Annotated in this window: 21 protein-coding genes; all 21 read left to right on the forward strand. The window is 46.6% G+C overall.

Translation table 11 applies throughout. The features are described 5' to 3' along the window. The first annotated feature begins 120 nt into the window (after positions 1-120). The 21 genes from B2M23_RS15595 to B2M23_RS15695 all read left to right on the forward strand — a co-directional run bounded on the left by B2M23_RS15595 (position 121) and on the right by B2M23_RS15695 (position 21,945). On the forward strand, positions 121-789 hold the full coding sequence (locus tag B2M23_RS15595; protein WP_013380000.1) for a response regulator transcription factor: 669 nt from the start codon (positions 121-123) through the stop codon (positions 787-789). Beyond that, a complete protein-coding gene (locus tag B2M23_RS15600) occupies positions 789-2,045 on the forward strand; it encodes a sensor histidine kinase (RefSeq protein ID WP_038353869.1) in 1,257 nt (418 codons plus the stop codon). Before B2M23_RS15595 ends, B2M23_RS15600 begins: the two co-directional genes overlap by 1 nt. 109 nt (positions 2,046-2,154) lie before the next feature. Further along, positions 2,155-2,625 (forward strand): tRNA (cytidine(34)-2'-O)-methyltransferase, encoded by a 471-nt coding sequence (locus B2M23_RS15605; RefSeq protein WP_038353868.1) that lies wholly within the window; start codon positions 2,155-2,157, stop codon positions 2,623-2,625. A 150-nt stretch (positions 2,626-2,775) separates the two neighbouring features. Further along, positions 2,776-3,954: a lysylphosphatidylglycerol synthase transmembrane domain-containing protein gene (locus B2M23_RS15610; protein ID WP_013380003.1), complete on the forward strand. Its 1,179-nt coding sequence runs from the start codon at positions 2,776-2,778 to the stop codon at positions 3,952-3,954. Continuing rightward, positions 3,941-4,783, forward strand: a complete 843-nt coding sequence (locus tag B2M23_RS15615; RefSeq protein ID WP_038353867.1) for a fumarate hydratase — start codon at positions 3,941-3,943, stop codon at positions 4,781-4,783. The genes B2M23_RS15610 and B2M23_RS15615 overlap by 14 nt, the downstream gene beginning before the upstream one ends. A 9-nt stretch (positions 4,784-4,792) precedes the next feature. Beyond that, entirely contained in the window at positions 4,793-5,356 is a 564-nt protein-coding gene (locus tag B2M23_RS15620) for a Fe-S-containing hydro-lyase (RefSeq protein ID WP_038353866.1), read from the forward strand. 12 nt (positions 5,357-5,368) lie between these two features. Next, the gene (locus tag B2M23_RS15625; RefSeq protein ID WP_038353865.1) at positions 5,369-6,619 is read left to right on the forward strand and encodes a pyridoxal phosphate-dependent aminotransferase; all 1,251 of its coding nucleotides are present in this window, start codon (positions 5,369-5,371) and stop codon (positions 6,617-6,619) included. A gap of 25 nt (positions 6,620-6,644) precedes the next feature. Beyond that, positions 6,645-7,658, forward strand: coding sequence for a LacI family DNA-binding transcriptional regulator (locus B2M23_RS15630; RefSeq protein ID WP_038353864.1), 1,014 nt, complete (start codon positions 6,645-6,647; stop codon positions 7,656-7,658). 56 nt (positions 7,659-7,714) lie between these two features. Continuing rightward, complete coding sequence (lplA, locus tag B2M23_RS15635; RefSeq protein WP_038353863.1) at positions 7,715-8,704, forward strand: lipoate--protein ligase; 990 nt, start codon at positions 7,715-7,717, stop codon at positions 8,702-8,704. A gap of 14 nt (positions 8,705-8,718) precedes the next feature. Further along, complete coding sequence (locus tag B2M23_RS15640; RefSeq protein ID WP_038353862.1) at positions 8,719-9,888, forward strand: TraB/GumN family protein; 1,170 nt, start codon at positions 8,719-8,721, stop codon at positions 9,886-9,888. A gap of 143 nt (positions 9,889-10,031) precedes the next feature. Then, the gene (locus B2M23_RS15645; RefSeq protein WP_038353861.1) at positions 10,032-10,871 is read left to right on the forward strand and encodes a substrate-binding periplasmic protein; all 840 of its coding nucleotides are present in this window, start codon (positions 10,032-10,034) and stop codon (positions 10,869-10,871) included. Positions 10,872-10,944: 73 nt separating this feature from the next. Further along, on the forward strand, positions 10,945-11,610 hold the full coding sequence (locus B2M23_RS15650; RefSeq protein WP_013380011.1) for an amino acid ABC transporter permease: 666 nt from the start codon (positions 10,945-10,947) through the stop codon (positions 11,608-11,610). A 12-nt stretch (positions 11,611-11,622) separates the two neighbouring features. After that, positions 11,623-12,381: an amino acid ABC transporter ATP-binding protein gene (locus B2M23_RS15655; protein WP_270505053.1), complete on the forward strand. Its 759-nt coding sequence runs from the start codon at positions 11,623-11,625 to the stop codon at positions 12,379-12,381. A gap of 109 nt (positions 12,382-12,490) precedes the next feature. Beyond that, the gene (gene hisJ, locus B2M23_RS15660) at positions 12,491-13,336 is read left to right on the forward strand and encodes a histidinol-phosphatase HisJ (protein ID WP_038353860.1); all 846 of its coding nucleotides are present in this window, start codon (positions 12,491-12,493) and stop codon (positions 13,334-13,336) included. Between the two features lie 5 nt (positions 13,337-13,341). Further along, a complete protein-coding gene (locus tag B2M23_RS15665; protein ID WP_038353859.1) occupies positions 13,342-13,935 on the forward strand; it encodes a helix-hairpin-helix domain-containing protein in 594 nt (197 codons plus the stop codon). Between the two features lie 154 nt (positions 13,936-14,089). Beyond that, entirely contained in the window at positions 14,090-14,737 is a 648-nt protein-coding gene (locus tag B2M23_RS15670) for a helix-turn-helix transcriptional regulator (RefSeq protein ID WP_013380015.1), read from the forward strand. Then, entirely contained in the window at positions 14,721-15,542 is an 822-nt protein-coding gene (locus B2M23_RS15675) for a pyruvate, water dikinase regulatory protein (protein WP_052237452.1), read from the forward strand. The genes B2M23_RS15670 and B2M23_RS15675 overlap by 17 nt, the downstream gene beginning before the upstream one ends. A 5-nt stretch (positions 15,543-15,547) precedes the next feature. Beyond that, entirely contained in the window at positions 15,548-18,175 is a 2,628-nt protein-coding gene (gene ppdK, locus B2M23_RS15680; RefSeq protein WP_038353857.1) for a pyruvate, phosphate dikinase, read from the forward strand. 68 nt (positions 18,176-18,243) lie between these two features. Next, the gene (locus tag B2M23_RS15685; protein WP_038353856.1) at positions 18,244-18,714 is read left to right on the forward strand and encodes a putative endonuclease domain-containing protein; all 471 of its coding nucleotides are present in this window, start codon (positions 18,244-18,246) and stop codon (positions 18,712-18,714) included. A 500-nt stretch (positions 18,715-19,214) separates the two neighbouring features. Then, positions 19,215-20,513, forward strand: coding sequence for a hypothetical protein (locus B2M23_RS15690; protein ID WP_038353855.1), 1,299 nt, complete (start codon positions 19,215-19,217; stop codon positions 20,511-20,513). Positions 20,514-20,802: 289 nt separating this feature from the next. Continuing rightward, a complete protein-coding gene (locus B2M23_RS15695; RefSeq protein WP_038353854.1) occupies positions 20,803-21,945 on the forward strand; it encodes a DegT/DnrJ/EryC1/StrS family aminotransferase in 1,143 nt (380 codons plus the stop codon). Positions 21,946-21,963: the final 18 nt, after the last annotated feature.

A 21,963-nucleotide genomic window follows, 5' to 3' on the forward strand; every position in this document is an offset into this window, starting at 1 on the left:
CTGGGGGTGGGTTGCAATGAATTTCGCTTGTTCAGGCGCTTTAGCTCTTGAATTTATCCAAATTTAAGGATTGGCCTATATACTTAATAATAATAAAATTCCAAAAAATAGGAGAATAAAATGCGCATATTATTTATAGAAGATGAAGTGAAAATTACAGATGCTCTCCAGGAGCTGTGTAAAATCCAAAATATAGATTGTGATGTGGCGAACGACGGTGAGGAGGGGCTTCTCTTTGCCCTGAATCCGATTTATGACGTCATTGTACTGGACATTATGCTGCCCATGAAGAGCGGCCTTGAGATTCTCAAGGAGGTACGGGACAGGGACATCACAACGCCTGTTTTAATGCTGACTGCCAAGGGGACGGTTGACGATAAGGTCAAGGGTCTTGACCTCGGCGCAGATGATTACCTGATCAAGCCTTTCTCCGCCAAGGAGCTCTTTGCCAGAATCCGCGCGCTGAGCAGACGCCCCGACCATGAAATAAAAGGAGAAATCATCTCTTTTGAGGACGTCAGCTTTAACACCAAGAAGAACATGATGCAGACGCCGGAAAATGAGTATAAGCTCTCTGTGAAGGAAGCGAAAATCCTTGAAATGCTGCTGAAGCGTCCGAACCAGGTATTTACAAGAGAACAGATTTTAGACCGGGTGTGGGGCTTTGACAAAGAAGTCAATGAAAACAACATTGAAATATATGTCCATAATCTCCGTAAGAAACTCGCCAATACGAACGTTAAGATTGACACAATCCGTGGTGTAGGTTACACTTTGAGTAAAAAATAATGTTTAAAGAGATCAAGAGGCAAATTACGCTGTTCAACACTTTGATTCTCATTGCTTTTCTTTTTTTATTTATCCTGCTGCTGGGCTTTCTCGTCCAGTGGAGCCTGGGACTCACCGGGGAGGTTTACCTGATGGATACCGCTAAGGGTATCATCAATAATTCCCCGGAGTCTGAAAAGGGCGACGGTATTTTCAATAATAATTCCATGCACGACAAAATGGGGTATGAATACATTGAATGGGATGAAAATAACCAGACCGTCAGCATGAAGGTCGAAGATAATGATTTGATTATGCATGGCTACGAACTGGCAATGGATCAAAGCTTTAACAATGATTTTAAGGTTTTTAATCTTAACGGGGCAGATTACAGAGTTTATGTCACACGCTTCAGCCGTGATGATGAATCCCACACACTGGAGGTTTTTCAGCAGATCACGACCGAGCGCTCAATGATTACCTATGTCATTTCCTTTCTGCTGTTCATCGGCAGCGGGGGAATTCTCCTGCTGATTCCGATCAGCTATTTTCTGGCCGGGAAATCCTTGCAGCCGATCAAGGAAACCTTTGAGAATCAGAAGAAATTCATCGCCGATGCTTCCCACGAGCTCAGGACACCGCTGACGGTGATCCAGACCAATGTGGAGGTCTTAAAGCTGAAGGAGGATGAGGTGCTTAAGGATAATATCCGGTGGCTCAACAACATCAGCCTTGAGAGCGAGACCATGGCGCATCTGGTATCGGAATTGCTGCTGATCGCCCAGGCGGACAATAAAAAGGTTATCATGAAAAAGGAAGTATTTGATCTGAGCGCGCTTTGCGCCGAGATTATCGACTTGATGTTTGATGTTGCCAGGGAAAATGAGATTGCGCTGAAGGGCAGCATCGCAGAGGGCATTGACTATAAAGGCGATGAGGAGCGGATAAAACAGGCGATCCGTATTCTGGTTGACAACGCCATTAAGTATACGCCTGGAGAAGGGACAGTGACGCTCTCTCTGACTATGTCGAAGCGGAATGTCTGTATCGCGGTTAAGGATACGGGCGTTGGGCTGACAGAGGAGGCGAAAAAGAAAATATTCAGCCGCTTTTACCGTGTGGATGACGCGCGGAACCGTGAAAAAGGCGGCGTGGGCCTGGGCTTAAGCATTGCGGATATGATTGTGAAGCAGCATAACGGCAAAATAAAGATTGACAGTGTGCCCGATCAGGGAAGCACCTTTACGATTGTACTGCCCAAGACCATCTTAAAATAGCAATAAAGATAAATTTCATGACGTTCTGAGTGTTCGGAATGAGATTTATCTTTTTTTATGGTTTTAACATCCATAAAACGGACATTAAATAAGGAAAGAGAGTAATGAAATAAAAATGAATGTTGTACTGTATCAACCGGAAATACCACAAAACACTGGAAACATTGCGCGTACCTGCGCCCTGACAAACACAAAGCTGCACTTGATAAAGCCGCTGGGCTTTTCACTGGACGAGAAACACCTGAAACGCGCAGGGCTGGATTACTGGGATCTCCTGGATTTAGCGGACTACGATGATTTTGAGGATTTTCTGGCCAAAAATCCAGATCCCGAAATCTATGTGCTCACCACCCACGCCAAGGCGTTTTATTCGGACATTGAATACACCGGGGACGCTTACCTTTTGTTTGGGCGCGAGACTGCCGGCCTGCCGGATGAGATCCACAGCGCTTATCCAGACCACCGGTTCCGTATTCCCATGAAGAACCACGAACGGGCCCGTTCGCTTAACCTGTCGAATTCGGTCAATATTGTTTTATATGAGGCGCTCAGACAACAGGGCTTCCCTGAGCTGATTTAAGCTTTGTGCAGCGTATCATGAAAAACAATGAAAAAAACTGAAAAAATTTTCAAAAAGTGTTCTAAATTCCATTAATTATGTGTTATAATATTTGAATGAAAAAGTAAACGATTCGTCATTAGAGTGAGAAACGTTTACGGGTAGGTGACTATGAATGACAGCAACAGTGGAAAAGCGAAAAGCCGCTTTTCTGAGTTTTGGAAAAAGTATTCAAACTATATCTTTTTTGTTTTCTTAATCGGCGCGACCGTTATTGTAATCCTGACGCAGGTGGATCTCAAGGAGTTTGCAGATACCCTGCGCCGCGCGAATATCGGTTTTCTTCTGCTGGGAATCGTTTGCGTTTTTATTTACTGGCTTCTGGAAGGGTACATGCTCCTGAAGCTGATGCAGCGCGATTATCCCGAGGAGAAGCTGTCTTTTGCGATGATCGTCACCATTATAGGGCAATATTATAACCTGATAACACCCGGCTCCTCTGGCGGTCAGCCGCTCCAGCTCTACGAAATGTCCCGCAGGGGCTACAGTATGGGGACAGGAACCGCCGTGCTGGTCCAGAAATACGCGCTGTACCAGGTTACGGTCACACTCCTTGCCATTCTGGCCACACTGCTCAATCTTTCTGAGATTAACAGCGGCCTGGTTGCGGCGAGATGGCTGATTGCCTTTGGCCTCATCATTAATATCGCTGGGGTTATCCTTGTTTTTATCCTGGCTTTAAGCCCGAGAATGGCCCGCGGGATCATGAATGGCGTCGTTCGGTTTTTGCTGTTTATCCGTGTCTTTAAGGACCCGGATAAATATTATGCCAAGGTGGACCACTTTATCGGGGAATACTCAGAAGCCATCACTGCGCTCAAGGAGCACAAGCTGGAAACCTTTAAGCTTTTCATTGTCTCCATTGTGCAGATCATGATTTTTTACAGCATTAACTACTGGGTTTACTGTTCGCTGGGCTTAAGCGGTTCCAGTGCTTTTCTGGTCATATCCATGCAGGCGATCCTCTATGTAGCGGTTGCTTTTATCCCGACACCTGGGGCGGCAGGCGGCGCCGAAGCGGGCTTTGCCCTGCTGTTCGGGCCGATTTACGGCGCTGTTAACATGTCGGTGGCCCTGATCCTGTGGCGTATTATCACTTTTTACTTCATTATTTTATTTGGGGGTATCTTCCTTTCCCTGAGGTCTGTCATCATGGGGAAAAAGGAATACAAAAAAATTACGCGGACCGAGGCTCTGGACATTGAGCATGTCATCAAACAGGAAGAATTAGAAGAATCATTTAAGAAGAAAGAACAGCTGAAAGAAGGAGATAAATTTGAAGAAAATTGATGTTAAGTACATAAGAGACACTGTCGCAGAAATGTGTATTGAAGCAAACACTGTACTTACCGATGATATTCTCAAAGAAATGGAAGTCGCTCTGGCGCGGGAAGAATCGCCGAGCGCCATCGCCATTTTGGAAACGATGATTGAAAACTTTGAGGTAGCAGAAAAGAAAGAGATTCCCATCTGTCAGGATACGGGAATGGCGGTTATCTTTGTTACCATGGGACAAGACCTGCAGATAACCGGCGGCTCCCTGGAGGACGCCATTCAGGACGGTGTCGAAAAGGGCTACCGCGAGGGCTATCTGAGAAAATCGGTCGTGGACGACCCTTTTATCCGAAACAACACAAACACCAATACCCCGGCCATCATTCACTATAAGGTCGTCCCGGGGGATGATCTTCAGATTAAGGTGATGCCAAAGGGCTTTGGTTCAGAAAACACCAGTGCCATGAAGATGCTTAAGCCATCGGACGGGATCAAAGGTGTTGAGGAATTTGTGCTGGAAACCGTTGAGAAGGGCGCGCCAAACGCCTGCGCACCGATCATTGTCGGTGTGGGGGTGGGCGGTACCTTTGAAAAGGCCGCGCTGTTAGCCAAGGAGGCTCTGAGCCGGCCCATCGGGGTGCGCAATGCCAGGCAGCACATTCAGGGCCTTGAGGAAATACTGATCGAACGGTGCAACAATCTGGGAATCGGCCCCATGGGGCTCGGCGGTATCAACACGGTTTTGAGTGTCAATGTGGACGTTTTCCCAACGCATATTGCCGGTTTGCCCGTTGCTGTCAATATCTGCTGTTATGTTAACCGTCATGTGGAACGGACACTTTAGGAGGCTTATATGAGTGTGATACGATTAACGACACCGCTTTCAAAGGAAGACGCCGTAAAATTAAAAGCCGGGGATCAGGTTCTGATTTCCGGAGTCATTTATACGGCGAGGGACGCGGCACACAAAAGAATGGTTGAAACCCTTGAATCCGGCGGCGCATTACCTGTCGATTTTACCGATCAGATTATCTACTATGTAGGGCCCTGTCCTGCAAAACCGGGCGAGATCATCGGTTCTGCTGGGCCGACCACAAGCCACCGTATGGACGCTTATGCGCCTGTGCTGATGGAACACGGCCTGCGCGGCATGATCGGCAAGGGAAACCGCGGGGAGCTGGTCATCAACAGCATGATGATCAACCAGTGTGTTTATTTTGGATGTGTTGGCGGCGCGGGCGCACTGCTGCAGGACTGTATAAAATCTGTCGAGATTCTGGCATACGAGGAGCTGGGGACCGAGGCGCTGCGTAAGCTGGAAGTAGAGGATTTTCCGGCGCTGGTCGTCATCGATTCCAAGGGCAATAACCTGTACGAAACGGAACGTCAGAAATACACGAATAAATTTATTGATTAGGAGGAATAGGAAATGTCACGTATGGTTATCGAGAGTTCTGTCCGGGAGGCCGGAACAGATCCGATTTTTAGAGTTGCAGGCGAGGCTGCACAGAGAACAAAGGAACTGGGAACCGAGGCAGTTATCAATTCAACGATTGGGGCATTGATGGATGATCACGGCGATCTGGTTGCCTTCAAATCTGTGTTTGATGTTCTGAAGGGACTGCCGGATGAGCAGATCTGTGATTATGCCGGGATTCCGGGGATTCCAGAGTTTTTGGATAAAGTGGTTGACGCCTGCTTTAAGTCCTACAGGCCAGAAGGCCATATCCGCGCAGTGGCAACACCGGGCGGGACTGGTGCTGTGCGCCACGCGGTGTGCAATTACACCGAGTTTGGCGACCAGATTCTGATTCCAGACTGGTATTGGGCGCCCTACAGCACCATTGCCGATGAAAACAGACGTGAGACTACAACCTTTGAGCTGTTTGATGAAGCGGGCAATTTTAATATGAAAGCCTATAAAGCGGCGTTCACTGAGCTGCTTGAAAAGCAGAACAGAGTGCTGAGCATCCTGAATACACCGGCGCATAACCCGACCGGCTACAGTATTTCGCTGGATGAATGGAAAGAACTGACCGCGTTTTATACTGAAATGGCAAAAGCCAATCCTGATGCGAGAATCATCATTCTGTGTGATATCGCGTATATTGATTTTGCGGGTAAAGGTGAGGACGCGCGGGCTTTTATGCCGCTGCTTTCTGGACTGCCGGAGAATGTTCTGCCGCTTTACGCTTACAGCGCTTCAAAGGGCTTTACCATGTATGGCCTGAGAAATGGCGCCATTATCTGTGTCGCGCCGACGGAAGAGATCGCAGAGGAATTTGCAGCGGCCTGCGCCTATTCAAACCGCGGTACCTGGTCAAATGGAACCAGAGGCGCCATGCAGACGCTGGCAGATATTATGTCTGATGACAATCTGCTCGACCGCTTTATCGCAGAGCAGGATTTTCATAAGGGAATTTTACAGAAGCGCGCCAGGGCATTCCTTGACGAAGCAGACAAAATTGGTTTGAAGCTCTGTAATTATTGTGATGGATTCTTTATCAGCATCCCCTGTGAAGATCCAAAGGCTGTCAGCGATCTGCTGATGGAAAAAAATGTGTTCATTGTCGCGCTGGCAAAGGGGTTACGTTTTGCACCATGTGCCGTATCCGAAGAAAAATGCCGCAAAGCGCCGCAGCTTATTTTAGATGCCATTAAAGAAGTAGCAGGATGCTAAAAATAAAATAAACGGAGGTGTTATTTTGAAAGTAAAAATTGTTGATGTTGCAAAAGAAGCAAACGTATCGGTGGCAACAGTATCGCGTGTTGTAAACAACATTCCTTTGGTCAATGAAGAGACAAAGGAACGCGTGTTGGAGGCCATCAAAAAAACTGGGTATAAGCCGAATGCCATTGCGCGAAGCCTGAAAATCCAGAAGACCAACACTCTGGGAATCATGATCCCGGATATTACCAACCCTTTCTATACAGAAATGGTGCGTGGTGCAGAGGATGTCTGTGGTATTTATAATTACAACATCATTCTGAGTAATACAGACTTTGACCACGAAAAGGAACAGAACTCCCTGGGCGTTCTTGTTGAAAAACAGTGTGATGGGATCATCTATGTCGGCAAGCATCTGACCGATGAGTTAAGAGATGATCTGATCGACGCTCCGAGCGAGATTGTTCTGGGCTGTGTGCCGGATGAATCCGGACAGCTGAGCGGCGTCCTGATTGACAATGAAGCCGCCGCTTATGACCTGGCCATTGAATGCCTGAAGATGGGGCACACTAAATTCGCGATTTTCTACGATGAGTATAAGGAAGGCTACATTAACCAGAAACGCCTTCAGGGGATCAAGAAAGCCCTTGGCGAATGGAATGTTGAACTGGACGATGACCTTGTCTATTTTGGAAGCCAGAGCACACTGGGCGGGTATCACATGATGGAAGAAGCCCTGGCCAGCGGAAGAGAATTCACGAATGTATTCTGCTTCAATGACCAGATCGCCCTGGGCGCAATGCGTGCGGCTGAGGATAACGGAAAGGTTATTCCAGACGATGTGAGCATCTGCGGCTTTAACAACTTCTGGATCGCAGAGTGGACCAGACCACAGATCACAACTGTTGGCCAGCCAATGTATGATATTGGGGCCATTGCCACAAGAATGCTGATCAAGATGTGCGAAAAGGAAGAGCGTGAGACAAAAACCGTCTTTGTCCCTTACGAAATGCTGATGCGCAATTCTGTCAAAGATCTGAAAAGTGAATAAAAAGAACTGTCGGCTGTCTTTATGGCAGCCGATCCATGTATTTGAGGATATTAAAAATGATTTTTATTAATAATACTTACAGCACGGACCCGACGTTTAATCTGGCATTTGAAGAATATGTCTTTGAATCCATGGACCAGGATGAAACTTATTTTATGTTGTGGCAAAATGACCATGCCATCATTGTTGGCAAGCATCAGAATACGATTGAGGAGATCAATCAGGATTTTGTCAAGGAGCAGGGTATCAAGGTGGTCCGCCGTTTAACCGGCGGTGGCGCGGTTTACCATGACCTGGGCAATCTGAATTTTACCTTCATCGTGAACAATGATTCCGGCAAGCCCTTTGATTTCCAGTCTTTTACCAGACCGGTTGTCAAAGCACTGCAGAGCTTAGGTGTCAATGCCGAGTTTAACGGGCGCAATGACATTACCATTGACGGGAAAAAGTTTTCAGGCAACTCCCAGTACGCCAAGCGCGGCAGGGTCCTCCACCACGGAACCGTCCTCTTTAATTCAAAGCTGGACACGGTTCAGAGCGCCCTGAAGGTAAAAAAGGATAAAATTGAATCAAAGGGCGTAAAATCCGTCAAGAGCCGGGTGACCAATATTGCTGACTATCTGGACCCGGATTTTACACTGGAAGATTTTAAAAAGGCCCTTGTCAGCTATATGTTTGAGGACGGTGAGCTTAAAGAGCGCAGCCTTACCCAAGAAGATATTGCGGCCATCAAAAAGCTGCAGGAAGAAAAGTACGCCACCTGGGAGTGGAACTACGGCCGATCACCGGAGTATAACCTGAGAAGAGAAAGAAAATACCCTTGCGGCCTTGTAACTGTTTTAATGACAGTCGATAGGGGTATTATTAAAGACATACACTTCTACGGTGATTTCTTTGGCAATGGCGATATTACAAAGCTCGAGCGGCAGCTGGTAGGATCAAAGCCCGAGGAAAGTGTTTTGCGCCGTTTGCTGCAGGATAATGATCTGTCGGATTACATCAATGGCATGACAGATGATGAGTTCATCGATCTGATGCTTTATTAGGGAGTGATGGACGATTGGAATCAGAAAATATAACGCGCCTGCAGGCAAATGATAAAGAGATCATTTTGATTGGCACAGCGCATGTATCCCCCACAAGTGTATCTGAGGTAAAAGAACTCATCGAGACAGAGTGTCCCGATTCTGTCTGCATCGAGCTGGATGCCGGCAGGTACGAGTCCATGAACCAAAAAGAGCAGTGGGCAGATACAGACATTGTAAAAGTAATAAAGGCTGGAAAGGCAGGCTTTTTATTTGCCAATATCATCTTGTCAAATTATCAGAGAAAGCTGGCCGAGCAGTTTGATATCCGCTCTGGCCAGGAGATGATGCAGGGAATTGAATCCGCTGAAAAATGCGGGGCTCAGCTGGTGCTGGCAGACCGCAGTATCCAGGTTACCTTTAACCGTATCTGGAAGGGCTGCAGCCTCTGGGAAAAGATGAAGCTGCTGACCACCATCATCATGAGCATCATTGATGACGAAGAGATTACCGAAGAAGAGCTTGAGGAACTGAAAACGGAGGACATGCTGTCAGCGGCGCTGTCCGAACTTGGAAATTCCTTCAAGGGTGTAAAAAAATATCTGGTTGACGAACGGGACCAGTACCTGGCGTACAAGATTAAAAACGCTCCGGGTAAAAAGGTCGTCGCGGTTCTGGGCGCGGCACATGTCCCCGGGATCAGAGAAGAGCTCTACAAAGAACAGGATATTAAAGAGCTTGAGTCTTTACCGCCCAAGTCAAAGGCTGGTAAGATCATCGGCTGGTCTATCCCGATTTTATTAGTGCTTCTGGTATTGGCCACCTTTACGGTCAACCCCGGGTCGGGCTGGGAGCAAACGCGCAACTGGCTTTTGTGGACCACGTCGCTGGCTGGCGTCGGCGCGCTTCTGGCAGGAGGGCATATCCTTTCGATCCTTACCGCCATTGTTGCGGCTCCGATTTCCGCTTTAAGTCCCGTTTTGGCCGCCGGATGGTTTTCCGGTATCACGGAGGCTCATTTCAGAAAGCCCAAGGTGGAGGATTTTGAATCTCTGCCAAAGGATCTGGGTTCGCTAAAGGGCCTCTGGCATAATAAGGTGACAAAAATACTGCTGGTGGTTATTTTGACCAATGTCGGCTGCGCCATCGGCAATATTACGGGCAGCCTCAACATTATTGGTATTTTTATACAAACATTCTCCTGACAAACCCAATCTACCGCATGAATTATTGTATAAACATGCAGAAAAATGAAAAAACAAGTAATTTTTATAAAAAATACTTGTGTATGTATACAATATGCGATATAATGCTTTTAATCAATTTTCGTATATAAAAGGAGGAAATGATGAAAAAGAAATTTTTGGTGTTGTCTTTGGCATTTATGCTGGTGTTCTCCGTGACATTGGCTGGTTGTAGTGGTAACGGTAAAGGCGATTCCGCCTCAAATGACGATCCGATTGCAGACGGTACCTTATCCGTTGCTGTTGATGATACCTATCTTCCAATGGAATTCAGGGATGATCAGAACAACCTGGTCGGCTTTGACGTGGATCTCGCAAAGGCGATCGGCGAGGATCTTGGTGTAAAGGTTGACTTTACAACCGTGGCCTGGGATGGTATCTTCAACGGCTTAAACGCAAAGCAGTATGACGCTATTATCTCCAGTACCAGTATCACACCGGAACGACAGGAAGGTTTCAATCAGACAAATCCTTACGTATCCAACGGTATTGTCATCGTATCCCGCAAGGATGCCACGCCTGTAAAAACCTTTGAAGAGCTTGCTGGTAAAACAGTCGGCGTACAGCTGGCCACAACCGCTGATAACGGCGCCCAGAAGCTGAAGGAACAGACTGGAACCAATGTAGAAATCAAACAGTATGACGGTATGTTAGACGCTTTCGCCGCTCTTGAAGGAAAACAGATTGATAATGTTATGACCGATGTGGGCGTTGCCATGTACTATGTGGCCCAGAAGCCAGAGCTGTTTGAAGTAACATCTGAAGTTTTAACCAATGAACCAATTGCAGTTACTGTACGTAAAGGTGAAGATGCATTTACCGAAAAATTAAATGAAACATTGAAAAAATTACAAGAAAATGGTACAATGACAGAGATTTCTATGAAATGGTTTGGAGAAGATATGACAAATAATATCAACTCCGAAATCAAAGTCATTGAATAATCCATAGAAAAAAACGGTTATAAGTTCGGCAAACCACTTTGCCGGACTTATTACTTAAGAAGGAGCGATTAATTTGTTAAACCAAACCCAGTTGTGGGCGATTTTTGACGGAACGATTGTTACCCTTGAGATTGCGGTTGTCGCGATTATCTTTGGTGCAATTTTTGGGGTAGTCATAGCCCTGGGACGAATCTCAAAGAATAAGATTTTTAATGGACTTTCATGGTTCTATATCTGGTTCTTCAGAGGAACACCACTCTTACTGCAATTATTCATTATCTTTTATGCGGTACCGATTGTTTATCTGGATATGACCGGCGCGACCTTTGAAATTGATCCGATGATCTGTGCGTTCATTACTTTTTCCCTGAACTCCACAGCTTATCTGGCAGAAATTATCCGTGCGGCCATCGAATCCATTGACCACGGACAAATGGAAGCCGCCAAAGCTTTGGGCATGAGCTATAAACAGGCGATGGGTAAGATCATTATTCCCCAGACCTTTAAACGTCTGGTAGCCCCGGTGGGCAACGAGCTGATCATGCTTTTAAAGGATACCTCCCTTGTCTCCACGATCGCATTGTTTGATTTGCTTAGGACAGTCAAAACAATGGCCAGTGCCACAGGCAGTTGGGTCTACTATATCTATGCGGCCGTCATTTATCTTTTCCTGACAACCATCCTTCAGGTGGTATTCGACAAATTGGAAAATAAGCTTGGCGCATATGAAAAGAGATAGGTGGTAACAACAATGAGTATGGTAAAATTAGTCAATGTAAAAAAATCTTTCGGCTCCCTTGAGGTTTTAAAGGGAATCGATTTTGAAGTAGCATCCGGTGAAGTGGTCTGTATCATCGGGCCAAGCGGCTCCGGCAAAAGTACAATGCTGCGCTGCCTTAACCGCCTGGAACGCATCACAGAAGGCGAAATCTATATTGAAGACGAGCTGATGGAAAAACGCAAAAACGGAAAGGATCTGGAAAAAATTGACCCTGGAAAATTACAGAATCTCTGCTGCGATTTAGGGATGGTATTCCAGAACTTTAACCTTTTCCCACACTTATCCGTTTTAGATAATATTACGATAGCCCCCAGAATTGTGCGCAAGGCCGATTCGGCTGAGACAGAAAAGCGGGCCCTGGAGCTGCTCGACATGGTTGGGCTTGCCGATAAGCGGGATGAATACCCGGTGCGCCTGTCCGGCGGTCAGCAGCAGCGTGTAGCCATCGCGAGAGCGCTGGCCATGAACCCGAAGATCATGCTGTTTGATGAACCGACCTCAGCCCTTGACCCTGAGCTGGTAGGGGAAGTGCTTGCCACCATGCAGGAACTCGCCAATGACGGCATGACAATGCTGATCGTAACCCACGAAATCGGGTTTGCCCGTGAAGTGGCCGACCGCGTCATTTTCATGGACGAAGGTGTGATCTGCGAACAGGGAACACCCCAGGAGGTTATTCTTAATCCGAAGGAAGAACGTACACAGAGCTTCCTGAATAAGATTCTTTAGTGGTGTAATGTATTTCAAAAAATGCCCTCAGGGGCTTTTTTTTATACATCTTTTTATGCTACAATAATAAAGATGTCGCATTTCAGATATGTCTTCTAAAGGAGGAGCTATGGTACACTCAAATTATCATATTCATTCGAACTATTGTGACGGCAAAAATTCATTGGAAGAAATGGTACAGGCAGCTGTACAGGAGGGGCTCACAAGCATTGGCTTTACAGGCCACGCGCCCCTGCCCTATGAGAACGACTGGACCATGAAAAAGGAAACAGTCCACAGCTATATGGACGAGGTCCGGACTCTGGCAGAAAAGTATCAGGAACACATCGACATCAGCCTGGGCATGGAAATCGACTATTTCTTGGACACAGAGGACATCAGCAGCGATTCAAAGGCGCTGATCCCTGAGCTGGATTTCTTCATCGGCTCGATCCACACCATCGGAAAGATGAAAAATGGATTGATGGCAGATATTGACCACACTCCCGAGATCTTTGAAGCGGGGATAAAAGACTGCTTTGACGGCTCGGTTCCGGCCTTTATCCAGCGTTATTATGAGGCTCTGGGAAACATGGCCCTCACGATTCAGCCCGATATTATCGGACATATGGATATCATCAAGAAAAACAATGCGGATAACCGTTTTTTTGACGACCAGGAGCCCTGGTATCAGGAAGCCGCAGGTGCCTGTCTTGATAAGATTAAGGCTTCAGGCTCAATCATCGAGGTGAATACTGGCGGCATGATTCGCTATGGAGACCGCTGTCTTTATCCAGAACGCTGGCTGATGGAGGAAATCCTGGAAAAAGAGATCCCCATCACCTTAAACGGCGATTCGCATACGACAGAGGGAATCCGCTATGCATATGAGGACGTTTTAGCGCTTCTGAAAAAAGTCGGCTTTAAAGCCATTATGGTGCGAAAAAAGGGCAGCTGGGCTGAGGAGAGTATCTGAGCGCCATGGAAAAGCCTAAGAACCTGAAAAAGTGGATTTATGTCGGCGCCATGGCAGCGGCTCTGGTGATCTTTGTTCTGTGGCTCTTCTTTCAGGAGGACAGCCGGCAGAAAGCAGTCCTTAAGGCATCTGATACAGAAGCTGTCCATGCCGAAAACAACCCTGAAAACGCCACGGAGATCTACGTGCATATTACCGGGGCGGTCAATAACCCAGGCGTTATCAAGCTGGACCAGGGAGCAAGACTGATCGACGCCATTGAAAAACTGGGCGGCCTGACAGAAAACGCGGATACCGACAGTGTTAACCTCGCGTCAGTACTGGAGGATGAGGATAAAATCCACATTTACACCAAAGACGAAACCATAGAGACAGGCGCCGTCAGTGTGTCTGGTACATCTGGAACGGGAAGAGTCAATATTAATACAGCCAGTCTGGAGGATTTGAAAACCCTGCCGGGAATCGGCGACGCCATCGGGAAGAGTATCATCGACTACCGGGAGAAAAACGGCGCTTTCAGATCCCTTGAAGATTTGAAGGAGGTTGACCGCATCGGTGATAAGGTTTTTGAGAAGCTGAAGGATTCAATCACACTATAAAAATTATTTTTTTACGAGTTTGTGAAAAGGTTGACAAAGTTTTAACAAAATAATAAGATGAAATGACAGAAAAGTATCAGGATTAGTTATTTACTTTTTGGCCATATGTGTTATACTTTATATTATAAAAGTTACATGAATGGCAGGTGGTTGAATGGAGCTATCAGAAAGACAAAATCAGATTGTGGAAATTGTTAAGGCCAGAGAGCCCGTGAAAAGTGTCGAAATTGCAGAGCAGCTCGGCGTCAACAGAGCGACGATCCGGCCTGATTTAAAGGTGCTTACCATGATGGGCATCCTGGAGGCAAAGCGAAAAGTCGGGTATAATTATACGGGGCGTTCGCTGCTGCATGTTATGGGCAGCTACATTAAAACCATCAGCGTCATGGACATCCAGTCTGAGCCGACCACCGTCGAAGAAGACACAACCATTTATGACGGAATAATCACCATGTTTACGAAAGACGCCGGAACGCTCTATGTGGTGAAGGACAAATACCTGTCTGGCATTGTCTCACGTAAGGATTTCATCAAGTCGATGATTGGCCGGAAGGATGTTGAAACCCTGCCGATTCCGATTATCATGACCCGAATGCCCAATATAGTCTATCTGGAGGAGCACGAATCGGTTTATGACGCTGCGGTTAAAACCATGGAGTACGAAGTCGAATCGCTGCCCATTGTGAAAAAAGAAATGGATGAAAAAAACAACCTGCGTTTAATCTTGCTCGGAAAGGTTTCCCGTACCAATATTACACGTTATGTTGTGAATTTAGGTAAAGACGATGATACGAATGAATGACAACAAGCCTTTAACCCTATATGTTGTCTCCGATTCCCTTGGCGAGCCGGGTGAAGTGCTGGCAAAGGCGGGGAGAGGCCATTTTGAGGACTCGATTGAGGATGTTAAGGTATTTTCCTTTGTCCATGAAAAAAGAGAAATAGATCAGATTTTAGCCGAGGCGAAGGGCAAAAACGCCCTGCTTGTCTGTACGATCACAACGCCGGAGTTATTAAAATGTGTTAAAGAGAGAGCAAAAGAAAAACAGGTGCCGGTTTACGATGTGCTGGATCCTTTTCTGGATGAACTGAGGATTTTAACAGGCGTTAAACCGAATCTTGACCCTTTCAGCAGAAGCAAGCTGGATGAGGATTATTTTAAAAAGGTGGAAGCCATTGAGTTTGCCGTCAAATATGACGACGGCAAGCGTATGGACCATCTTAATAAAGCAGACATTATTCTGCTTGGGGTTTCACGAACCTCAAAGACGCCGATCAGTGTTTATCTGGCAAACAATAACTTCAAGGTCGCCAACATACCGGTCATGCCTGAGGTAGAACCGCCAAGAGAACTTTTTGAGATATCCAATCAAAAGATATTCGGATTGATTTTAAATCCCAATAAGCTTGTCAGCATCAGAGAAGAGCGTTTAAAAACCATGAAGCTTACCGGAGATTCAAATTATGCTAGTTTAAAAAGAGTGGAATATGAGCTTGACAAGGCTCAGGAGCTCTTTGATAAATTAGGGTGTACGGTTATCGACGTTACATCCAAAGCAATTGAAGAAATTGCGAATTTCATACTTGCAACCATTATGAGGAGGTAGTCAATATGGATAAAAAATGGGTTTATTTATTTAGTGATGGCAATGCGGACATGCGGAACCTGTTAGGTGGAAAGGGCGCGAATCTGGCGGAAATGACGCGAATCGGCCTGCCTGTGCCACAGGGCTTTACCGTTTCGACCGAAGCGTGTATCGAGTATCTGAAGGAAAATAAGCTGACCTATGAAATGATCGGCCAGATCAACAGCCATATGTCTGTTCTGGAAGATATTACCAAGAAAAAATTTGGCAATAAAGACAATCCTTTGCTGGTATCAGTACGCTCCGGCGCAAGAATCTCTATGCCTGGTATGATGGATACCATCTTAAACCTTGGCCTTAATGATGAAACCGTTGTAGGTCTGGCTGAAAAGACAGCCAATGAACGTTTTGCCTATGACAGCTACCGTCGTTTTATCCAGATGTTCGGTGATGTTGTGCAGGAAATTGACAAAAATAAATTTGAAAACGTTCTGGATGAAATCAAAGAGCGCGAAGGCTTCCAGATTGACACACAGCTCACGACCGGTCACCTGCAGGAAGTTGTAGGGCGCTATAAAGAAATTGTATTAGCCGAAACAGGTAAACCTTTTCCACAGGACCCGAACGTACAGCTGCTGATGGCTGTTGAAGCAGTATTCAGATCCTGGAACAACCCGCGTGCGTTTGTCTACCGTGACATGAATGATATTCCCCATGACATTGGTACAGCTGTCAATGTACAGTCGATGGTATTCGGCAACATGGGTGATGACTCCGGTACCGGCGTTGCCTTCACAAGAAACCCGGCAACAGGCGAAAACAAGCTCTTCGGAGAATTCCTGGTAAATGCCCAGGGTGAAGATGTTGTTGCAGGTATCCGTACCCCTCGTGAAATCGATGAACTCCGGAAAATTATGCCTTTAGTCTACAAGCAGTTCCACGATACCGCAGAGCTTCTTGAAAAACATTATAAAGACATGCAGGATATGGAATTTACCGTTGAAAAGGGCCAGCTGTATATGCTCCAGACCCGTAATGGTAAACGAACCGCCCCGGCTGCACTCAGAATCGCTGTAGAAATGGAAGAAGAAGGCCTTATCACCAAAGAAGAAGCTGTTATGCGCATTGAGCCGTTATCCTTAGACCAGCTGCTCCACCCCACTTTTGATGAAGTCGCCCTGAAGGAAGCGGTCGTTCTGGCCAGCGGCCTGCCAGCCTCTCCAGGCGCTGCCACCGGTAAAGTTTATTTTACAGCGGAAGAAGCAAAGGCCGCTGCAGAAAATGGCGAGGAAGTTATCCTGGTTAGAAAAGAAACCTCTCCCGAAGATATTGAAGGCATGTATGCCGCCAATGGTATCCTGACCGCACGCGGTGGTATGACCTCACACGCAGCGGTTGTTGCGCGCGGCATGGGTAAGTGCTGTGTTGCAGGCTGTGAAGATGCAAAGGTAGACGAGGACGCCAAGCAGTTCAGAGTCGGCACAGAATATATTTACGAAGGCGATTATATCTCTTTAGACGGCTCCGCCGGTAAGGTTTATAAGGGAAGCATCGGAACACAAGAACCCAAACTCTCCGGACATTTCGGACAGCTCATGGAATGGGCAGACGCCTGCAGAACCATGAACGTCAGAACCAATGCCGATACCCCGAGAGACGCCGCTGTAGCGGTAGACTTTGGCGCAGAGGGGATTGGGCTCTGCCGTACAGAGCACATGTTCTTCAATGAAGACAGAATCCCGAGTGTACGCCGTATGATCTTGTCAAAGACTAAAGAACAGCGCGAAAAATATCTGGCCGAACTGCTGCCAATGCAGAAGGAAGACTTCATCGGTATCTACAAAGCCATGAAGGATCTGCCAGTAACAGTCCGTCTGCTGGATCCGCCACTGCATGAATTCCTGCCCACCGAACCGGAAGATATCGAAGCCTTAGCCAAAGATATGGATATGAATATGGATGAAATGATGAGCACGATCCACGGCCTCGAAGAATTCAACCCAATGCTCGGGCACCGGGGCTGCCGTCTTGCAGTCACCTTCCCGGAAATTGCGGTGATGCAGACAAGAGCCATTATGGAAGCGGCCATCGAAGTGAAAAAAGAAGACGGCTATAACATCGTCCCGGAAATCATGATTCCGTTGATCGGCATGAAAGAAGAACTGGACTATGTCGAAAATGTTGTCAGAGAAACCGCTGAAAAGATCAAAGCAGAAAAGAGCTCCGACATTGACTACAAAGTAGGGACCATGATGGAAATCCCAAGAGCAACCCTGATCGCGGATGAAATTGCCGAAAGAGCAGAATTTTTCTCCTTTGGTACCAATGACTTAACTCAGATGACCTACGGCTTCTCCAGAGATGACGCGGGCAAATTCATTGGTGAATACAAAGAAAAAGGCATCCTGCCAAATGACCCGTTCCAGAGCATTGATGTAGGTGGCGTTGGCAAGCTGGTCGAAATGGGCGTCAAGCTAGGCCGCACAACAAAACCAGACCTCAAGATCGGTGTCTGTGGCGAGCACGGCGGAGATCCCAAGTCCATCCACTTCTTCCAGAGTGCAGGACTCAACTATGTTTCCTGCTCACCATACCGTGTGCCCATCGCGCGCTTAGCCGCTGCACAGGCCGCACTGGAAATGAAAAATAAATAGAATGATGAATTAACAAAAACGCTGACCTGCTATTTTATAACAGGCCAGCGTTTTTAAAGGAGGAACCCATGGCTTATGGAAAACAGACAGAAAAAAACAAACCAACCTTAAAAGACTTTGAAGAACGAACCTCACCCCAGGAAAAAAAGCTGTGGAATGATTACCTTAAAACCTATCCCGAGCCCTTTAAGCGCAGCGCGCTGCCGGGCTTTGACGGCTTTCTTTTCTTCTGCCCCTCTGCCAGACTGGTGGTGGAGCTGGAGAAATTTAAACAGTTTGGGGACACCAGCAGCGGCTCACTGGGAAAAAAGGGCGACGCGCTCAGAGACTTAGGCTTAAAACGCATCGCCTATACCTACCGTGAAATTGACACCAATTTTGAAGGCACCTGCGCCGCCATCGACCGGGCCGTCAAACGGGAGATCAGCCAGATGAGCTTGGTAGAGATCAAAAAGCCCGTGCGGCTGTCACTGGATGATGAGGACGAGCCCGTGAAGAAAGGGTATAAGATAACCGTCTCCGGTGAGGACGACGAGTGATGGGATGATCGGTAAATAATACGATTTCTAAAGTATAAAGCTATAAAAGCATCGGTTGATTTTATGGCATGCTGCTTGAAAAAGACAGAAAAAAGACTCGCAGACTATTGGTAGTCTGCGAGTCTTTTTTTATTTTTTGTTTTATTAAATTTAACTGCGTGACCTATTATAACATTAAGTAATGAAAAAAGCATCAACTTTTTTAAAAAATTTAAATAATTTTCTTCTAAGTCGATTTATGTTTATATTTTAACAATAAATAAGATTTTCGTCAATTTTTCTTTTTCCTATTTATAAGGAGGCAAAATGGTCAAAATCTGGTCAAATCAAACAGCCAGAAGCCTTAGTTTTATTACTTTTCTTTATATATTCATTGCCGAATAAAATTTTACAATCTGGTCAGAAAAATGGTCACGTTTCCCTGAAACTTAGTAGGCGTCTGTTATTGGGTCATCTACTCGCAGACTACCAATAGTCTGCGAACAAACGGAGGCCCCAAAATGAGTGCGGGATACGCCATCACGACGTACAAAATACAGCTGAATTACAAGCATTTAGACTGGTTTAAACAAACCCAGTCTCTCTTTGACGCTGTCCTGGCATTCTACTACAAACTGCTCGAGAAGCAGCCCGAAGCACTCAGTCTCTCCAATCAGAATTTACTGCGTCATTTAGAGCTGCAGACCATAAAACAGCGAGACGGCACCCCGCCCGAAACGCCCCTGCCCTTTGAGAAAATCCCCCTGTACTTTAGACGCGCCGCCATCAACGCGGCTATCAGCATGTATAGAAGCTATGTGGGAAAGCTCAAGGCGTGGCAGGAAGGCCCGATAAAAAGCGGAAAGCCCAGCCCGCCAAAGTGTCTGCATATGTCCATGCTCTACTACAAAGGCATGTACAAAGACTTTGATGAAAAAAGCATACTGCTCAAGCTCTACACTGGCAAGACCTGGGCCTGGGTCAAGCACCGTTATACCGGCAGACCCTTTCCAGAAAACGCCGAGCTTATGAGCCCGACCATTGTCGTCAAAAAGAAAAAAGTCATGCTCCACATCCCCGTCAAGGAGATCGTGGAGGACAGTCGGACCGCCAAGGAACGTGTACAGCAAAACGAAAAGTTTGTCGCCGTGGCCTTAACTGGTTCCGACAGTCTCGCAGTTTGTACCACCATCGAAGCAGACGGTCGCGCCACCGCCCCATATTTCATTAAAGGCGGGAAAGAACTGGCCCACCGTAGGAAGCTGCTTTTAGGGTATACCAAACGCGGCATTGCTGGGAATAATACCCCTAGGCTTATAAAGCAACCTGTAGGGAACGCTGCCCTCAGCGTTCCTCAAGAGCAACGACCAAACAAAAAATACTACGACAAAATCACCCGCCTGACCGACCACTACGCCCATGAGGTAAGCCGAAAGATCGTCGATTACGCCATTAAGCAGGGCGCCAAACTCATCGTCCTGCCCGAGCTCAAAGAGAGCTTCGCGCAGGCTCAAAAACCCTACCTGGGCAAAACACCCTATGACTTTATCGGAAGGCGCATCGCCCGATACGTCCAGTACAAAGCCTGGCAAAAAGGCCTGGTCGCCATGACCAGCAAACCCTACTACGCCAGCACACGATGCTTTCACTGCGATGCCCCCATCGCCAGGCATAACACCGAGTATCAGAACCCCAGCGCCAACTTCTATGGCGGAAAGAATTTCGTCTGTAAGGAAGGCCACCGGGGGAGTACGGCGCTGAACAGCGCGAGGAATCTGGGAAAAGGGTTTTATGAGCGGTTTTATTTGGGCGCTGCCTGATAAGAAGAACAAAAAAGTAAATTATAGATTTAATATTTAAATCCTGTGGAGAAATTCATGGGTGTGCTCTTCGTCTATAGGGCCAAAAGTACGGGTTTAGCACCACCTGTTTTTATTTCGCGTCGCATTGTGTTTGTTTTCTACATATTAGGTAAGAAACCAAATACAATGCGATGAAAGTAAAGATTAAAGGATCAAATTTTGATCATGAGTGCTACGAGTTTTAAATTATAAATAATGATGTAATGTAGGGAACGTTGGCCTCAGCGTTTCGAAAAGAGGAACTAGCATGGAAAAGCCCGAAAAAATCTATCTCGCCTCCCCTCACATGGGCGGCGAGGAAATGAAATACATACAGGAAGCCTTTGATACCAATTGGATCGCCCCCCTGGGCAAAAATGTCAACCAGTTTGAAAAAGAAATGGCAGATTACGTGGGAGTAAAAACAGGCGCGGCTTTATCCGCAGGAACAGCCGCCTTACATCTCGGCTTAAAAGCCCTGGGAGTAGGAAAAGGAGACGTGGTTTTCTGTTCCAGCCTGACCTTTTCAGCCAGCGCCAACCCGATTATCTATCTGGGCGCAAAGCCAGTCTTTATCGACAGTGAACCCGAAACCTGGAACATGAGCCCAGAAGCTCTTAAAAAAGCCTATGAGAAATATCCCAATCCCAAAGCTGTGATCATTGTGGATTTATACGGACAAGCCGCCGACTATGAAAAGTTGTCACCCCTATGTAAAGCCCACCACACGCCAATACTGGAAGATGCCGCCGAAGCCTTAGGCGCGACCTATCAAGGGCAGAAGTGCGGCTCCTTTAGCGATCTGTCCGTTCTATCCTTTAACGGCAACAAAATCATCACCACCTCCGGCGGGGGCATGCTCCTCGGAAATGATGAAGCCCTTATCCAGAAAGCCCGCTTCTGGTCCACCCAGTCCAGAGAGAATGAGCGGCATTACGAGCACAAAGAGCTGGGCTACAACTACCGCATGAGCAACATTGTTGCTGGTATCGGAAGGGGACAGTTAAAAGTCCTTGATGAAAGAGTCACAAAGAAAAAGCAAATCTTTGAGACCTATCAAGAAGCATTTAAAGAAATAAATGATATTGAAATGATGCCTGTTTCCGATAAAGGCAAACCCAATTGCTGGTTAAGCTGCATGACCTTAAAACAGGGTAGTAAGATAAAACCATTAGATATTATGCAGGCCTTGGAAAAAGAAAATATCGAATCCCGCCCCATTTGGAAGCCCATGCATCTGCAACCTTATTTTAGGGCTTATGATTTCTTCAGCCATTGTGACTACGATTGGGAGAATGAACAGAGCATTGCAGAAGATATCTTTAACCGGGGCATCTGCCTGCCGAGTGATACAAAGATGACTGAAGAAGATCAGCAGAGAATTATTAACATTATCAAGGCATTCTTTTAAGTAATAACAGTTATGTAG

The organism is Eubacterium limosum, from assembly GCF_000807675.2.
In the GTDB taxonomy this organism is placed as follows: Bacteria; Bacillota; Clostridia; order Eubacteriales; family Eubacteriaceae; genus Eubacterium; species Eubacterium limosum.

Coding starts and splice junctions, on each gene's coding strand:
- B2M23_RS15595 (WP_013380000.1), top strand. CDS start 121: ATGCGCATATTATTTATAGAAGATGAAGTGAAAATTACAGATGCTCTC.
- B2M23_RS15600 (WP_038353869.1), top strand. CDS start 789: ATGTTTAAAGAGATCAAGAGGCAAATTACGCTGTTCAACACTTTGATT.
- B2M23_RS15610 (WP_013380003.1), top strand. CDS start 2,776: ATGAATGACAGCAACAGTGGAAAAGCGAAAAGCCGCTTTTCTGAGTTT.
- B2M23_RS15620 (WP_038353866.1), top strand. CDS start 4,793: ATGAGTGTGATACGATTAACGACACCGCTTTCAAAGGAAGACGCCGTA.
- B2M23_RS15625 (WP_038353865.1), top strand. CDS start 5,369: ATGTCACGTATGGTTATCGAGAGTTCTGTCCGGGAGGCCGGAACAGAT.
- lplA (WP_038353863.1), top strand. CDS start 7,715: ATGATTTTTATTAATAATACTTACAGCACGGACCCGACGTTTAATCTG.
- B2M23_RS15645 (WP_038353861.1), top strand. CDS start 10,032: ATGAAAAAGAAATTTTTGGTGTTGTCTTTGGCATTTATGCTGGTGTTC.
- B2M23_RS15655 (WP_270505053.1), top strand. CDS start 11,623: ATGAGTATGGTAAAATTAGTCAATGTAAAAAAATCTTTCGGCTCCCTT.
- hisJ (WP_038353860.1), top strand. CDS start 12,491: ATGGTACACTCAAATTATCATATTCATTCGAACTATTGTGACGGCAAA.
- B2M23_RS15665 (WP_038353859.1), top strand. CDS start 13,342: ATGGAAAAGCCTAAGAACCTGAAAAAGTGGATTTATGTCGGCGCCATG.
- B2M23_RS15670 (WP_013380015.1), top strand. CDS start 14,090: ATGGAGCTATCAGAAAGACAAAATCAGATTGTGGAAATTGTTAAGGCC.
- B2M23_RS15675 (WP_052237452.1), top strand. CDS start 14,721: ATGATACGAATGAATGACAACAAGCCTTTAACCCTATATGTTGTCTCC.
- ppdK (WP_038353857.1), top strand. CDS start 15,548: ATGGATAAAAAATGGGTTTATTTATTTAGTGATGGCAATGCGGACATG.
- B2M23_RS15685 (WP_038353856.1), top strand. CDS start 18,244: ATGGCTTATGGAAAACAGACAGAAAAAAACAAACCAACCTTAAAAGAC.
- B2M23_RS15690 (WP_038353855.1), top strand. CDS start 19,215: ATGAGTGCGGGATACGCCATCACGACGTACAAAATACAGCTGAATTAC.
- B2M23_RS15695 (WP_038353854.1), top strand. CDS start 20,803: ATGGAAAAGCCCGAAAAAATCTATCTCGCCTCCCCTCACATGGGCGGC.